This window comes from Brevundimonas sp. BH3 (genome assembly GCF_045345115.1).
Lineage (GTDB): Bacteria > Pseudomonadota > Alphaproteobacteria > Caulobacterales > Caulobacteraceae > Brevundimonas.
Genome location: NZ_CP150796.1, coordinates 33,327 through 46,552 on the forward strand (window position 1 = coordinate 33,327; position 13,226 = coordinate 46,552).

At 60.7% G+C, this 13,226-nt stretch carries 14 protein-coding genes; 6 read left to right on the top strand and 8 right to left on the bottom strand.

What is annotated here, in order from left to right:
• Positions 1–4: 4 nt before the first annotated feature.
• The gene (locus WEU32_RS00165; protein WP_406852438.1) at positions 5–829 is read left to right on the top strand and encodes an alpha/beta fold hydrolase; all 825 of its coding nucleotides are present in this window, start codon (positions 5–7) and stop codon (positions 827–829) included.
• Positions 830–865: 36 nt separating this feature from the next.
• Here the strand turns inward: WEU32_RS00165 and hslU are convergent, their stop codons facing one another.
• Positions 866–2,164: an ATP-dependent protease ATPase subunit HslU gene (hslU, locus tag WEU32_RS00170; RefSeq protein WP_406852439.1), complete on the bottom strand. Its 1,299-nt coding sequence runs from the start codon at positions 2,162–2,164 to the stop codon at positions 866–868.
• 96 nt (positions 2,165–2,260) lie between these two features.
• A complete protein-coding gene (gene hslV / locus WEU32_RS00175; RefSeq protein ID WP_312814608.1) occupies positions 2,261–2,818 on the bottom strand; it encodes an ATP-dependent protease subunit HslV in 558 nt (185 codons plus the stop codon).
• Positions 2,819–2,888: 70 nt separating this feature from the next.
• Here hslV and WEU32_RS00180 point away from each other — a divergent pair, with 70 nt between their 5' ends.
• On the top strand, positions 2,889–3,656 hold the full coding sequence (locus tag WEU32_RS00180; protein WP_406852440.1) for a HesA/MoeB/ThiF family protein: 768 nt from the start codon (positions 2,889–2,891) through the stop codon (positions 3,654–3,656).
• Between the two features lie 3 nt (positions 3,657–3,659).
• Here WEU32_RS00180 and WEU32_RS00185 read toward each other — a convergent pair whose 3' ends face one another.
• The gene (locus WEU32_RS00185) at positions 3,660–4,646 is read right to left on the bottom strand and encodes a D-glycerate dehydrogenase (RefSeq protein ID WP_312138516.1); all 987 of its coding nucleotides are present in this window, start codon (positions 4,644–4,646) and stop codon (positions 3,660–3,662) included.
• Positions 4,647–4,700: 54 nt separating this feature from the next.
• Here WEU32_RS00185 and WEU32_RS00190 point away from each other — a divergent pair, with 54 nt between their 5' ends.
• From WEU32_RS00190 to fabB, 3 genes are all read left to right on the top strand, one after another.
• A complete protein-coding gene (locus WEU32_RS00190; RefSeq protein ID WP_406852441.1) occupies positions 4,701–5,276 on the top strand; it encodes an SH3 domain-containing protein in 576 nt (191 codons plus the stop codon).
• A 158-nt stretch (positions 5,277–5,434) separates the two neighbouring features.
• Positions 5,435–5,968 (top strand): 3-hydroxyacyl-[acyl-carrier-protein] dehydratase FabA, encoded by a 534-nt coding sequence (gene fabA / locus WEU32_RS00195; protein WP_312138519.1) that lies wholly within the window; start codon positions 5,435–5,437, stop codon positions 5,966–5,968.
• 24 nt (positions 5,969–5,992) lie between these two features.
• Complete coding sequence (gene fabB, locus WEU32_RS00200; RefSeq protein ID WP_406852442.1) at positions 5,993–7,222, top strand: beta-ketoacyl-ACP synthase I; 1,230 nt, start codon at positions 5,993–5,995, stop codon at positions 7,220–7,222.
• 274 nt (positions 7,223–7,496) lie between these two features.
• On the opposite strand, the gene WEU32_RS00205 is transcribed toward fabB, so the two are convergent.
• Both WEU32_RS00205 and WEU32_RS00210 read right to left on the bottom strand, forming a co-directional pair.
• Positions 7,497–8,846: a trypsin-like peptidase domain-containing protein gene (locus WEU32_RS00205; RefSeq protein WP_312138522.1), complete on the bottom strand. Its 1,350-nt coding sequence runs from the start codon at positions 8,844–8,846 to the stop codon at positions 7,497–7,499.
• Between the two features lie 178 nt (positions 8,847–9,024).
• On the bottom strand, positions 9,025–10,206 hold the full coding sequence (locus WEU32_RS00210; protein WP_406852443.1) for an acyl-CoA dehydrogenase family protein: 1,182 nt from the start codon (positions 10,204–10,206) through the stop codon (positions 9,025–9,027).
• A gap of 121 nt (positions 10,207–10,327) precedes the next feature.
• Here WEU32_RS00210 and WEU32_RS00215 point away from each other — a divergent pair, with 121 nt between their 5' ends.
• On the top strand, positions 10,328–10,624 hold the full coding sequence (locus WEU32_RS00215; RefSeq protein WP_312814619.1) for a DUF6356 family protein: 297 nt from the start codon (positions 10,328–10,330) through the stop codon (positions 10,622–10,624).
• Between the two features lie 3 nt (positions 10,625–10,627).
• On the opposite strand, the gene WEU32_RS00220 is transcribed toward WEU32_RS00215, so the two are convergent.
• From WEU32_RS00220 to odhB, 3 genes are all read right to left on the bottom strand, one after another.
• Positions 10,628–11,164 carry a hypothetical protein gene (locus tag WEU32_RS00220; RefSeq protein WP_406852444.1) on the bottom strand — a complete coding sequence of 179 codons (537 nt, stop codon included), beginning with the start codon at positions 11,162–11,164 and terminating at the stop codon, positions 10,628–10,630.
• A gap of 9 nt (positions 11,165–11,173) precedes the next feature.
• On the bottom strand, positions 11,174–11,593 hold the full coding sequence (locus tag WEU32_RS00225) for a hypothetical protein (RefSeq protein ID WP_406852445.1): 420 nt from the start codon (positions 11,591–11,593) through the stop codon (positions 11,174–11,176).
• An 89-nt stretch (positions 11,594–11,682) separates the two neighbouring features.
• Positions 11,683–13,179 (bottom strand): 2-oxoglutarate dehydrogenase complex dihydrolipoyllysine-residue succinyltransferase, encoded by a 1,497-nt coding sequence (gene odhB / locus WEU32_RS00230; protein WP_406852446.1) that lies wholly within the window; start codon positions 13,177–13,179, stop codon positions 11,683–11,685.
• Between the last annotated feature and the right edge of the window lie 47 nt (positions 13,180–13,226).

The window sequence follows — 13,226 nt, forward strand, 5'->3', positions numbered from 1 at the left end:
GGGCTTGGCCTTCACTTCACAGTCCAATATCCGCTACCAGTTTGCCGAGCCTTGCGCGAGACACCTTGAGGAAAGCATGACCGACATCCAGCACCTTGCCCGCCCCGATGGCGAAACTCTTGCCTATAAACAGGTCGAAGGCGACGGCCCTGTTGTCGTCTGGGTCGGCGGTTTCCGCTCGGACATGGAAGGCACCAAGGCGCTGGCTCTGGATGAAGCCGCCGAGGAAAACGGCTGGGCCTATCTGCGCTATGACCATTTCGCCCATGGCGTATCCTCCGGCGACTGGAAGAAGGCCACCATCGGTCGCTGGCGCGAGGACTGTATCGCCCTGATCGATCACCTTAACCGCCCCGTTATTCTGGTCGGATCAAGCATGGGTGGCTGGGTGTCGTTGCTTGCGGCAGTTGCCCGCCCCGAGGCTGTGGCCGGTCTGGTTCTGGTCAATCCGGCGCAGGATTTTACCGAACGCCTGATGTGGCCGACCCTGCCTGACCATATCCGTCAGGCCATTATGCGCGATGGCGAGGCCCTGATCACCGACCCCGGCCTTGGCGACTATCACCTGACGAAAAACATGTTCGACGAGGCCAGAAACTGGCTGTTGCTGGATGGCCCTGTCGCCATCCCTGCCCCGACCCACATCCTGCAAGGCAAGCTGGACGAAAGCGTGCCGTGGGAGATGCAACTGCGCCTGCTGGAAAAACACGAGGGCGGCGATGTGCGTCTGGATATCATCAAGGATGGCGACCACCGCCTGTCCAAACCGCATGAGCTGGCACGACTGGTCGATGCCGTGGCGCAAATGAGAAAGGCCGCCGCAGCCTAAGCTGCGACGGCCCCATAAGTTCGGCTTCAGTCGCTATCAGAGAATATAGCGGCTAAGGTCCACGTTTCCGGTCAGTTCGCTCAACTTCTCGCGCACCACTTCGCCGGTAAACGCGATGGCCTGACCCGACAGATCGGTGGCGTGGTAGCTGGTTTCTTCCAGCACATGCTCCAGCACGGTCTGCAGACGACGCGCACCGATATTTTCGATGGTCGAGTTGGCGGTCACCGCCGCATCGGCCATCGCTTCAACTGCATCGTCGGTAAAGGTCACGGTGACGTTTTCGGTCGCCAAAAGGGCCTGGTTCTGACGGATCAGATTGGCCTCCGGCTCCGTCAGGATGCGCTTGAAGTCATCTCGGGTCAGCGCCTTCAACTCGACACGGATCGGCAGACGGCCTTGCAGTTCCGGCAGCAGGTCCGACGGCTTTGCGACGTGGAAAGCACCAGACGCGATAAACAGCACATGGTCGGTTTTGACTGGACCATATTTGGTCGAAACCGTTGTGCCTTCGATCAACGGCAACAGGTCACGCTGGACGCCTTCGCGCGAAACATCGGCCCCGCCACGATCCTTGCCCGCCGCCACCTTGTCGATCTCATCAAGGAAAACGATGCCTTCGTTCTCGGCCAGCGACACGGCCTCGCGGGTCAGGCTGTCCTGATCCAGTAGCTTGTCACCTTCTTCGGCAATCAGGGGCTGGGTCGCATCTTTCACAGTCATGCGCACGCTCTTGGTGCGACCACCGCCCAGCTTGCCCAGCATGTCCGACAGATTGAGGATGCCGACATTACCGCCCGGAATATCCATGCCCTGTATGGGCGAGGCATTATCGGCCAGCGTCAACTCGACTTCCTTGTCGTCCAGTTCGCCCGCACGCAGCTTTTTACGGAAAGCATCGCGGGTCGGTGCGCCCGATCCCGGTCCGACCAGAGCATCCAGCAAGCGTTCTTCGGCGGCCGCCTCGGCCTTGGCCTGAACCTCGACGCGGCGCTTGTCGCGCACCATAGCAATCGCGGCTTCCACCAGATCGCGCATGATCTGGTCCACGTCGCGGCCGACATAGCCGACCTCGGTAAACTTGGTGGCCTCGACCTTGAGGAAGGGCGAACCGGCCAGCTTAGCCAGACGTCGCGCAATCTCGGTCTTGCCCACACCCGTCGGGCCGATCATCAGGATGTTCTTGGGCGTTACCTCATCGCGCAGGTCATCACCCACGCGCTTACGACGCCAACGGTTCCGCAGCGCCACGGCCACAGCCCGCTTGGCATCCTGCTGACCGACGATGAAGCGGTCCAGTTCCGATACGATTTCGCGGGGAGACAGATCGGTCATAATCTCAATCCAAATCTAAACAGCGAAGCCCCTCAAGCAACGAGCCGCCGCGCGGCGAGTGTTAGGGGCTGAGCGTCATCTCACGATTGAAAGCCCTTAGAGGCTTTCAATCGTGAGATTTCCATTCGTGAATACATCAATGCTGGCGGCGATCTTCATGGCCTTGCGGGCGATGGCCTCGGCATCCAGCGGCGTATCTTCGTCGATCAGGGCCAGCGCCGCCGACAGCGCATAGTTTCCACCCGAACCGACCGCGGCCACGCCCTGTTCCGGCTCCAGCACATCACCCACGCCGGTCACGGTTAGGATGGTGTTCTTGTCGGCCACCAAAAGCATGGCTTCCAGCTTGCGAAGATAGCGATCCGTGCGCCAGTCCTTGGCGAGGTCCACACAGGCGCGGGCCAGCTGGTCGGGATACTGTTCCAGCTTGGCTTCAAGCCGCTCGATCAGGGTCAGGGCATCGGCGGTGGCCCCTGCGAAACCGGCAATCACCTTGCCGCCGGCCAGCTTGCGCACCTTGCGCGCCGAGCCTTTGACGATGGTGTTACCCATAGAGACCTGACCGTCACCGGCGATTATGGTCTGGCCATTCTTGCGCACGGCCAGAATAGTGGTGCCGTGCCAGTCGGGAAATGAGGGAGCGTGCTGCGTCATAAACCGGATGTGGCGAGCGTCGCGCTTTACCGCAAGCGCCAAGCCGGTTTGAAAATGCTACAGCGACAAGATGAACCAGACGCCCACCCCTAATTCCCATGGCCGCTTTTCCGACGATGAAGTCGAACGCTATGCCCGCCATCTGATCCTGTCCGAGGTGGGCGGACCGGGCCAGCAGGCGCTGAAAAAGGCACGGGTGCTAGTGGTCGGCATGGGCGGCATCGGCAATCCGGCGGCACTTTATCTGGCCGCCGCAGGGGTCGGCCATCTGGGCCTGATCGACGACGATGTCGTGTCTTTGTCAAACCTGCAACGACAGGTGATTTTCGGAGCCGACGATATCGGCAAGCCCAAGGTCGCCGTCGCCAAAACCCGCCTCAATGCGCTTAACCCGCACACCGCCATCGACGTGTTCAACCAGCGCATCACGCCGGACAATGCGCGTGAGCTGATCGGCCAGTATGATGTGGTTCTGGACGGCACCGACGATTTCGACACCCGCTTTTGCGTCAATGGTGCCTGTGTGCAGGAGGGCAAACCGCTGGTGTCAGGCGCCCTTGGCCGCTGGACCGGTCAGGTCGGGGTCTTTACCGGCCTGCCCTGCTATCAGTGCCTCGTGCCGGAAGCCCCGCCCGAGGCCGAAACTTGTGCCCGCGTAGGCATCATCGGGGCGCTGGCCGGTGTCATCGGCACCATGACGGCACTCGAAACCCTCAAGATCATCACCAGCGCGGGTCAACCGCTGATAAGCCGCCTTCTGATCTATGACGGCCTTGAAGCCACCAGCCGCGTCGTCAAACTGGCCGCTGATCCAGAATGTCCGGTCTGTAGCCGGTAAGCTTTAAAGCATGGCCGGAATGACGCGGTCGGGCGGACGGTGGCCGTTCTGGAAGGTCATGATATTGGCGATCACGCGGTCGCCCATGTCCTGACGGGCCTCGATCGTGGCAGAGCCGAGATGAGGCAAAAGCACCACATTGGGCAGACCGATCAGACCGGGATGAACCAAGGGTTCGCGCTCGAACACATCCAAACCGACGCCGAAAATAGCTTTGGACTTCAGAGCCTCGGACAGGGCCTCCTCGTCGATCAGGTCGCCCCGCGCCGTGTTCACCAGAATCGCATGCGGTTGCAGCAGGGCCAGACGTTCTGCCGACAGCAGGTGATGGGTTTCCTTGCTGGCCGGACAGTTCAGACTGATAACATCCATGCGCGCCAGCATCTGGTCCAGATCATCCCACCATGTGGCACCCAGTTCCTCGGCCACCATGTCGGGCACTGGTTTGCGGTTATGATAGTGAACCTGCATGCCAAAAGCCTTGGCGCGTCGGGCAAGAGCCTGACCAATGCGGCCCATGCCGACAATGCCCAGACGCTTGCCATACAGTTTGCGTCCGCACATCCATGTCGGGGTCCAGCCCTTGAACTGACCTTCGGTGACCACATTGGCCCCTTCGACGATACGGCGACTGACCGACAGGATCAGCGACATGGCGATATCGGCCGTATCTTCGGTCAGGACACCGGGCGTATTGGAGACAATGATCTTGCGGGCCACGGCGGCATCGACATCGATGTGGTCGATACCGGCTCCGAAATTGGCGATCATTTTCAATTGCTCGCCAGCGCCATTGATAAGGTCGGCATCAATCCGGTCGGTAATGGTTGGGACCAGAATATCAGCCCGTTGCAAGGCTGCCGCCAAAGCCTCGCGATCCATCGGTGTGTCCGTCAGGTTCAATTCGGCATTGAACAGTTCGCGCATGCGCGTTTCAACAGCATCGGGAAGACGCCTGGTTAATACGACATTAAGCTTGCGGACGGACATAGGGTACCTGGGTTTCCTGCGGGTTTGGGCCCCGCCGATCTTTAGAGTCTGAATGTGTCTATCAAAGCTACGAGCAGCGTCAAAAACTTCCGTCGCCTCGGAATCGTAGCGGCCATGGCCGGACTGGCGGTTATGAGTGGTGGCAGCACCATCATGCCCTCCGGTCGCCCGACCCCTACCGGTCTGGAAATCCCCCGCTGGATTACTTTGAAGTCCAACCGTGTCCGGGCCAGACAGGGTCCGGGGCTGGATTACAATATCATGTGGGAATACCGCACAGCGGGCCTGCCTGTACAGGTTATTGCCGAAACACGCGAATGGCGAAAAATCTGTGATCCTGACGGATCAGTGGCCTGGATTCATCGCACGGTCGCGTCCGGGCGTCGCAGCGTCTTCAACCGCACCGATGAGGCTATCCCCATCCATACGGGCCGTTCCAGCACATCCTCGGTGCGTGCGACCTTAAGTCCGCGTTCGATTGTTTCACTGGATGAATGCGAAGATGGCTGGTGCCGTGTACGCGCCCGGAAAATAAGAGGCTGGGTGGCCGAAGGTAGCGTCTTCGGCACCCAGAGCCGCGCCCTTTGCAATGCCAATCGTCCAGCGGGTCCCGGTCGGCACGAAGACTAATCCGGCGATACCGCCTCTAAAAAATCTTGTTTTGGTAGCTCCAATATCCAAATTACGGCATTGGATGCGCCCTAGAGGGCCACGAAGCTGCGGCTGCTGTTGAGCAGACACGCTGCGTCGTGTAACCCCCGACCAAAGCTTATCGGAGCCCTTTGACTTTGAGCCAGTCCCAATACCCCTCGTCGTTTGACCTTGACGGTCTTCTGGCCTCCGGCCGTGGCGAACTGTTCGGCCCAGGCAATGCCCAGCTGCCCGCCCCGCCGATGCTGATGTTCGACCGTATCGTCACCATCAGCACCGATGGCGGCAATTACGGCAAGGGCTATATCGAGGCCGAACTCGATATCCGCCCCGACCTATGGTTCTTCCAGTGCCATTTCATCGGCGACCCAGTCATGCCCGGCTGCCTCGGCCTGGATGCCATGTGGCAGATGGTCGGCTTCTATCTTGGCTGGCAGGGCGGTCCAGGCAAGGGCCGCGCGCTGGGCGTGGGCGAGGTGAAGTTCACCGGACAGGTCACGCCGGACGTCAAGAAAGTGGTCTATAAGGTTCACCTGAAGCGCGTCATCAACCGCAAGCTGGTCATGGGTATCGCCGACGGCGTGCTCGAGGCTGACGGCGAAGTCATCTATACCTGCAATGACATGCGGGTCGGCCTGTTCGGCGCTACCGCCGAAAAGACCGAAGCGTAATCAAGAAATAACGAGGAAACGCCCATGCGTCGCGTCGTCGTCACCGGCATCGGTATCGTCTCTTCCATCGGCACGGGTCAGGACGAGGTTACCACATCGCTGAAGGAAGCCCGCTCGGGGATCCAGCACGCACCGGACCACGCCAAGTACGGTTTCCGCTCTCAGGTGTGGGCACCGCCTGCTCTTGGCGCGACGGCCGAGGACTGGGCTCCGCTTGTGGACCGACGCGCCGCGCGTTTCCTCGCCAATGGTACGGCTTGGGGGCACATTGCCTTCGAGGAAGCCCTGAAGGATTCCGGCATTGATCCGGAAGACATCAAGAACGACCGCACCGGCGTCATCGTCGGTGAAGGCGGCCCGTCGACGCAAGTCATCCTGCAATCGGCCCAGACCACGGTCGAGAAAGGCTCGCCCAAGCGCGTGGGTCCGTTCGCCGTGCCCAAGGCCATGGCTTCCGGCCCGTCGGCTGTGCTGTCCACCTGGTTCCAGACCAAGGGCGTCAACTATTCGATCTCGTCGGCCTGCGCGACCTCGGCTCACTGCATCGGTGCCGCTGCCGAACAGATCGCATGGGGCAAGCAGGACATCGTCTTTGCCGGTGGCTGTGAAGACATCGACTGGTCCATGTCCAACATGTTCGACGCCATGGGAGCCATGTCGTCCAACTATAATGACACCCCGTCGGTCGCCTCACGCGCCTATGACAAGGACCGTGACGGCTTCGTCATCGCAGGCGGTGCCGGCATCGTGGTTCTGGAAGAATACGAGCGCGCGGTTGCCCGTGGTGCGACCATCTATGCCGAGGTGACCGGTTACGGTGCCAATGCCGATGGTCACGACATGGTTGCTCCGTCCGGCGAAGGTGCCGAGCGCTGCATGAAGATTGCGCTGGAAACGGCCGGCAATCCCAAGATCGACTATTTGAACCCGCACGGCACCTCGACGCCGGTCGGCGATGCCAAGGAAATGAACGCGGTCCGCAACGTCTTTGGCGATGCCATGCCGATGATCTCTTCGACCAAGTCTCTATCCGGTCACTCGCTGGGTGCCGCCGGTGCTCAGGAAGCCATCTATTGCCTCTTGATGATGAAGAACGGCTTTGCGGCCAAGAGTGCCCACATTGAGAACCTTGATCCCGAGTTCGAGGGCATGCCGATCCTTCAGGAGCGCCATGACGGTGAACTGAAGCATGTCATGTCCAACAGCTTCGGTTTCGGTGGCACCAACGCCACCCTGATTATGTCCAAGATCTAGGATTTTCGGGATTTTGAGATTTTCGGGGCCGCACGATTTTTTTATCGGCGGCCCCGAATACCTTCAAAGTGACACGGTTCGGTCCAGAACTTACCCGGATACGCATCAATGATCCTCGTGTCGGCTCGCTGGCACCGGATAGATCCGGACCCTGAACAGCCCCCCAGCCCCCCCCTGGGTTTATCCGCCAAGGCGTTGGCGGGCCGACAACTCCAGATTAAAAAAGCCCGCTGACTCTTCATCAGCGGGCTTTTTTGTACCGGTACTTCAGGCGTTAACGGGCCAGATCGAAACGCTGTTCCTCGCCATCACGCAGAACCGTAACAGCCAGCTTGTCCTGACCTTGGACCAGACGTCCGAATGTGGCCAATCCATCTATATTCGCGTCGTTGATACGCGTGACCACATCGCCCGCCTTCAGGCCCGCCGATGCCGCCAAAGAACCCGCCTCCACCACTCGTATCTGCACTCCGCCCGACACGGCCTTGACCGTCATACCGCGGGCAATCGCCTCATCATGCCCCAAATAGGTCTTGCCATTGGCTGGCGCTTCGACGGTCAGGGTTGTGCGAGCTTCACGACCATCGCGCAGATAGACGACCGGCAGACGCGTTCCCTCCGTGGTAATCCCCACGGCTGCCTGGACAGACCCACCATTGCTCATCGGGCGGTCCTGCAAACTGACAATGACATCGCCGCGCTTCAGTCCGGCATTTTCAGCCGCCGATCCCGGCATCACGTCATGGACCACGGCCCCGCGCACAATATTCAAACCCAGTTCGCGCGCGCGCGGTGCGGTCAGTGAACCGACCCTCAAGCCAACCTGACCGCGCTTGACCTCGCCATGAGCCAGAATCTGTTCCACCACAAAACGCATGATGCGGGTTGGAACAGCAAAGGCGATACCGTCATTGCCGCCGCCCATACCGCCCGACAAAATTGCGGTGTTAATACCGATCAGACGGCCACGGCTGTCCAGCAGAGGACCGCCCGAATTGCCAGAATTTACCGCCGCGTCAGTCTGGATATAGTCCTCGATTGTATCGCCGCGTCCTGTACGGTTCAGGCCCGAAATCACCCCCATGGTCAGGGTCTGGTCCAGTCCCAGCGGATAGCCGACCGCAAAGGCCAGATCGCCGGTCTGGAGATCATCAGAGTTAACCTGCGCGACCTGCGCCAGCCCGCTGCCGCGTACACGCAGGACCGCAATATCGGTGTCCTCGTCGGCTCCGACCAGTTCGGCATCGAGGAAACGGCCATCGGGGAGGTCGATCGTAAAATTACGCCCGCCATCAATCACATGGTGATTTGTGATGACGATGCCGTTGGCGGCATCGATAATAACGCCCGAGCCACCCTGTAGCGCCTTGGGGCCATCGTCCATGCCTGATGCGGCACGTCCCATGGTCGTGACCTTCACAACTGCCGGAAGCGCATGTTCAATACCCGAGGCAAAGGAATAGACGCCGCGACGGGCATCATAGGTCAGTCCGCCGGAACCACTCTGTGCCACAGCCTGTCCGTTCCATCCGGCACAGGCTGCAACCGCCAGCATCAGGGCGGGCAGGGCAACAGACAGGTTTGCACCGCGTTTACGGGCGACAGGCAGACATTGGGACGACATTCGGCTCTCCATATTGGTGGTGCCATAGATTTCGGTCACCAGCTTAGGCTGTGTCCGGCACAGCCGGAAAGCCCGTCTGTCGATATTTTGCGAACCGCAGCCCGCTAAACAACGGGACTACCCATGCCATGTTCCCGACAGGACGGGGCATTTATGCACCCGCCCTGTAAAGCCATCATCAGAACGCCGCTTCGCCTGTAATGGCGCGGCCCAGGATCAGGGCGTGGACGTCGTGCGCACCCTCATAGGTGTTCACGGTTTCAAGGTTCATAGCATGGCGCATGACATGAAGCTCGCCGGTGATACCGGCCCCGCCGTGCATGTCGCGGGCCTCGCGGGCAATGGCCAGAGCCTTGCCGCAGTTGTTGCGCTTCATCAGGCTGATGGCCTCTGGCACCCAAGCGCCGGTATCCAGAAGACGGCCCAAGGCATAGGCGCCCTCGAAGCCGAGGAAGATCTCGGTCTGCATGTCGGCCAGCTTCTTCTGCACCAGTTGGCGTGCCGACAGCGGGCGGCCAAACAGGATGCGCTCGGACACATAGTCACGCGAGGCATGCAGGCAGAACTCGGCAGCCCCCATCGCACCCCATGCAATGCCGTAACGCGCCTTGTTCAGGCACGAAAACGGACCGCGCAGGCCCTGAACGCCCGGCAGGATGTTGGCTTCGGGTACAAACACATCGTTCAGTCCGATATCGCCCGTCACCGAAGCACGAAGCGACAGCTTGTCGCCGATCTTGCCCGTGGTGAAACCCTCGAAATCGCGCTCGACGATGAAGCCACGAATCTTGCCATCCAGCTTGGCCCAGACAATCGCAAGGTCGCTGATGGGCGAGTTGGTGATCCAGTATTTGCCGCCGTTCAGGCGATAGCCGCCATCAACCGCCACTGCTGTCGTTTTCATCGACGCAGGGTCCGAACCGCCATCGGCCTCGGTCAGACCAAAGCAGCCGATCAGGTCACCCGCCGCCATCTTGGGCAGGTATTTCATCTTCTGCTCCTCGGAGCCGAAGGCATAGATCGGGTACATGGCCAGCGACGACTGCACCGACATGGCCGAGCGATAGCCGCTGTCGATCGCCTCGATTTCACGGGCGATCAGGCCATAGGCCACATGGCTGGCTTCGGACCCACCATAGACTTCCGGCAGCATGGCCCCGAGGAAGCCCATCTCGCCCATTTCCGACATGATGGAACGGTCGAACGTCTCGTCACGGAAGGCAGCCACCACACGCGGCAGCAGGGCATCGCGGGCATAGGCGCGGGCCGCGTCCTGCACCATACGTTCCTCATCGGTCAGCCGTCCTGTCAGATCAAACGGATCATCCCAGCGGAAGGTCTTTCCCGAAGCGTCGCCCATGGCATTCCCTTTATATTTCTGTGGCTTGAAGGCATGATCGCGACGATTTCATCGTCCTGCGACCACGCAACCCCTGTTATCTTGATCCATTTAGGGCAAAATACCCTTGTCGGGTAGAGCCATGCCCGAGGTAACTTCCGGTTCTGTTGCTATGTCCAACCGCTTCCATCGTTTGTTTGTCGAACACCCCCAAGAGGTGAACGAAACCTATGTGGAGCATATGGGCGCGTCACTGGGCTTTTGCGGCAAACTCTTGAAACTGGCCGGATGCGCCTTTGTCCACGCCATAATTCCGGGCCTGCACAAATCGACCGTTTCGGATGCCGTGCGTGAAATGGCCCCCGGCATGACCCGCCGCGCCCATGAAGCCCGCGACGAGCGCATGCGTAATGCCGGCGTGTGGGACGTCGGGCTTTAAGCCTCAGTCCGGCATGTCCTGACGCTTATAGAAGCCGTCCAGTTGGCTGCCCATGCCGCATAGTTTGGCAGCAGCACCGTGGTCGGTCACAAACGCCCCTTCCGGCCCGATCATCACATCGACCTTGAGCGGGGTTGGGCCGATATCGTCAGCGGTCATATCGCCATAGGCACCGCTGGACGGGACCACGCGCCCGCGCACCACGCCCTCGTTGTCCTGTGGCCCTGCAATCGTCACGGCACAATCGGCTGCGGTTGCCGCGCCCGATGGACGACCGCCCGCCACAAGTGTCAGCACAAATTTCTCGCCCGTTTCTTCGAGCACCAGTGTGCCACGCGAGGGATCGGTACGCTCAAAGCGTGCGGAGGTATCATCAGGCGCAGCCGCCTTGACCTCGCTCGCTGCGTCTTGGGCACCCACCGCAGCACTCACAGGTTTCCCTGCTTCGGTTACGGCTTCTGGTGCGACCGCACCCGCTTCGCCCTGTCCGCTACAGGCCGCCAGAAAAACGGCCCCAGCCAATGCACACACAATACGCATACCTACCCCCTACATGGCCCACAGCCACAGCACCCATGACAGGATGACCATGGCCACGATCAGCAACATTCCGGCAATCTGGATCGGTTTCAGGCGTCTTGGCAAGCTGGTCGCGGGATAGCCCGAGGCCATAACCGCAAACAGGGCAATCCCTCGACCCGCCCAGCGGGCCCGTGGTTCGGTCGGTACATCGTCGCCGTCCGTTTCCATAAACTCGCCCTGCCGCGCCCGTTCCAGTAGCTCGCGGGCCTGATCGACGTCCTCGGCATAACCCATCAAACGAATACCCAGCGCTCTCTGCATCAGTGGATCAACCGTCGTCTGGAACCGCTCGGTGACCGACACCTCGATGTCGTAAGAGGCCAGAAACGCCGCCGCCAGATCGGCTTCGTACACATCGGCATAGCGGGCAATTTCAACAAGGCTCATGGGCCAAAGCTATCAGCGCACCAGTCAAAAGAAAACGGCGGCATCCGAGGATACCGCCGTCTCTATTTCCGGTGATCGGAAACCTGTTCTTACAGGTCCAGCAGAGCGCGCTGCGGGTCTTCCAGCAGTTGCTTGATGCGGACCAGGAAGGTCACGGCTTCCTTGCCGTCGACGATGCGGTGATCGTAGCTGAGAGCCAGATACATCATCGGACGGATCTTCACTTCGCCATTGATGGCCATCGGACGCTGCACGATGTTGTGCATGCCCAGAATGCCCGATTGTGGGGCGTTCAGGATCGGCGTCGACATCAGCGAACCATAGGTGCCGCCGTTGGTGATGGTGAAGGTACCACCTTGCATCTGGTCCATGGTCAGGGTGCCGTCACGGGCAGCCTTACCCAGAGCGCCGATGCCCTTTTCGATACCGGCCAGCGACAGCGTGTCGGCATCACGCAGAACCGGAACCACCAGACCCTTGTCGGTGCCAACGGCCACGGCAATGTCATAACGGTTCTTGTAGATGATGTCGGTGCCGTCGATCTCGGCATTAACCGCCGGGATTTCCTTCAACGCAGCAACCACAGCCTTGGTGAAGAAGGACATGAAGCCCAGCTTCACGCCGTGCGACTTCTCGAACTGGTCTTTGTACTGGGCGCGCAGGGCCATGACATTGGTCATGTCCACTTCGTTGAAGGTCGTCAGCTGGGCCGCGGTGTTTTGCGATTCCTTCAGGCGACGGGCGATGGTCTGACGCAGGCGCGTCATCTTCACGCGCTCTTCGCGGTCACCCAGCGGACGCGGAGCCGACGGAGCAGCAGCCGCCGGAGCGGCAGCCGCAGCGCCGATAGCGGCAATGGCATCAGCCTTGGTGATGTTGCCCTTCGGACCCGAAGCGGCGATCGAGGACGGGTTCAGATTGTTTTCCGAAACCACGCGCTGGACCGACGGCGACAGGTGAGCACCAGCGGCAGCCGGAGCAGCGGCCGGAGCCGGTGCAGCAGCCTTCGGAGCCGCAGCCGGAGCGGCAGCACCCGAGGCCGAGATTTGTGCGATGACCTGACCCGGGGTGACAGCTTCGCCAGCCTGTACGTTGATGGTCAGAACGCCGGCTTCCGGTGCTGACACTTCCACGGCGACCTTGTCGGTTTCGATTTCGACCAGCAGCTCGTCCTTGGCCACGGTGTCGCCCGACTGTTTCAGCCAGGTGCCAACCGAACCTTCGGCCACGCTTTCGCCCATGGTCGGAACAGCCACGTCAACGACAGCGCCGTCGGTCGAGGCCGCAGCAGCCGCCGCCGGAGCGGTTGCCGGTGCTACTTCGGCCGCCGGAGCCGACGCGCTGGCTGCGCCGCCTTCGGTCACAGCACCCAGAACGGTGCCCGGAACCACGGTGTCGCCTTCGGCGGCGTTGATGGCGGCCAGAACGCCGTCGGCAGGTGCCACGACTTCCAGCGAAACCTTGTCGGTTTCCAGCTCGACGAGGATTTCGTCCTTCTTAACCGCGTCGCCGACCTTTTTGGTCCACTTGGCGATGGTCGCTTCGGTTACGGATTCGCCAAGGGCGGGGGTCAGGATGTCAGCCATTTTTCGGGGCTCTTTTTCGTAACGTATTCAATCAGATAAATGCGGCG

Bases quoted from the DNA above. Each gene is read 5' to 3' on its own strand.
- WEU32_RS00185 (WP_312138516.1), bottom strand. From the start codon at position 4,646: ATGTCCGTCCGCAAGCTTAATGTCGTATTAACCAGGCGTCTTCCCGAT.
- fabB (WP_406852442.1), top strand. From the start codon at position 5,993: ATGCGTCGCGTCGTCGTCACCGGCATCGGTATCGTCTCTTCCATCGGC.
- WEU32_RS00210 (WP_406852443.1), bottom strand. From the start codon at position 10,206: ATGGGCGACGCTTCGGGAAAGACCTTCCGCTGGGATGATCCGTTTGAT.
- WEU32_RS00225 (WP_406852445.1), bottom strand. From the start codon at position 11,593: ATGAGCCTTGTTGAAATTGCCCGCTATGCCGATGTGTACGAAGCCGAT.
- odhB (WP_406852446.1), bottom strand. From the start codon at position 13,179: ATGGCTGACATCCTGACCCCCGCCCTTGGCGAATCCGTAACCGAAGCG.
- WEU32_RS00205 (WP_312138522.1), bottom strand. From the start codon at position 8,846: ATGTCGTCCCAATGTCTGCCTGTCGCCCGTAAACGCGGTGCAAACCTG.
- hslU (WP_406852439.1), bottom strand. From the start codon at position 2,164: ATGACCGATCTGTCTCCCCGCGAAATCGTATCGGAACTGGACCGCTTC.
- WEU32_RS00215 (WP_312814619.1), top strand. From the start codon at position 10,328: ATGCCCGAGGTAACTTCCGGTTCTGTTGCTATGTCCAACCGCTTCCAT.
- hslV (WP_312814608.1), bottom strand. From the start codon at position 2,818: ATGACGCAGCACGCTCCCTCATTTCCCGACTGGCACGGCACCACTATT.
- WEU32_RS00180 (WP_406852440.1), top strand. From the start codon at position 2,889: ATGAACCAGACGCCCACCCCTAATTCCCATGGCCGCTTTTCCGACGAT.
- WEU32_RS00220 (WP_406852444.1), bottom strand. From the start codon at position 11,164: ATGCGTATTGTGTGTGCATTGGCTGGGGCCGTTTTTCTGGCGGCCTGT.